Raw genomic sequence first — 760 nt, forward strand, 5'->3', positions numbered from 1 at the left:
AATCAGGACCACCCGTCCAACGGGTGGTTTGCTCTTGGGGTATAACCCCTTGTTGCCAAACTGCGCCTAAAGACGCTAGCCTGACCACAAATCCGTTCAGGCTCAATGTTTTTGTCACTTTCACTTACCAGTTAAACTGGTCTTACTTCTTTTTGCTCCGGTTACTGCTAAATGGATCTTCATATTCTTTTACACTCAGCTTGTCTACCGCTTGATCATGTGCTTCTTGCTCACGAATATACTTTCTTACGGTCGCTTCATTTAGACCCACTGTACTCACATAGTACCCTTCTGCCCAGAACTTCCGATTCCCGTATTTATACTTCAACTGGGCATGTTTTTCGAATATCATTAGCGAACTTTTCCCCTTTAAATATCCCATGAACGTAGAGACTGCAATTTTTGGTGGAATGGCCACCAACATGTGGACATGATCGGGCATCATGTGACCTTCTATAATTTCTACTCCTTTGTATTTACACAAACGTTTGAAGATTTCGATTAAATCTCTTCTGACTTGATTATAGATTTCTTTCCGTCTATACTTCGGGGTGAACACAATATGGTATTTGCACATCCACTTTGTGTGAGCTAGACTGTAGCTCTTGGTTGCCATGAATGACCATTCCTTTCTTTTTGAGCCTGAACATCTCAATTGTATTGGAATGGTCATGGTGGTCAAACCTTCAATCCCTCCACCCGCATAGCAGGTGGTTTTTTGTTTCGCGCGTTTCACGCACTCAACTGGCTAAAGCCATAA

General features: G+C 42.6%; 1 protein-coding gene. It reads right to left on the bottom strand.

Annotation, left to right across the window (positions count from 1 at the left end; all coding sequences use genetic code 11):
* Positions 1-142: 142 nt before the first annotated feature.
* Positions 143-616 carry an IS200/IS605 family transposase gene (gene tnpA / locus RSX24_RS32245; RefSeq protein ID WP_138227108.1) on the bottom strand — a complete coding sequence of 158 codons (474 nt, stop codon included), beginning with the start codon at positions 614-616 and terminating at the stop codon, positions 143-145.
* Positions 617-760: the final 144 nt, after the last annotated feature.

The organism is Paenibacillus hubeiensis (assembly GCF_032334105.1).
GTDB classification, from domain to species: Bacteria; Bacillota; Bacilli; order Paenibacillales; family Paenibacillaceae; genus Paenibacillus; species Paenibacillus hubeiensis.

Coding starts and splice junctions, on each gene's coding strand:
- tnpA (WP_138227108.1), bottom strand. CDS start 616: ATGGCAACCAAGAGCTACAGTCTAGCTCACACAAAGTGGATGTGCAAA.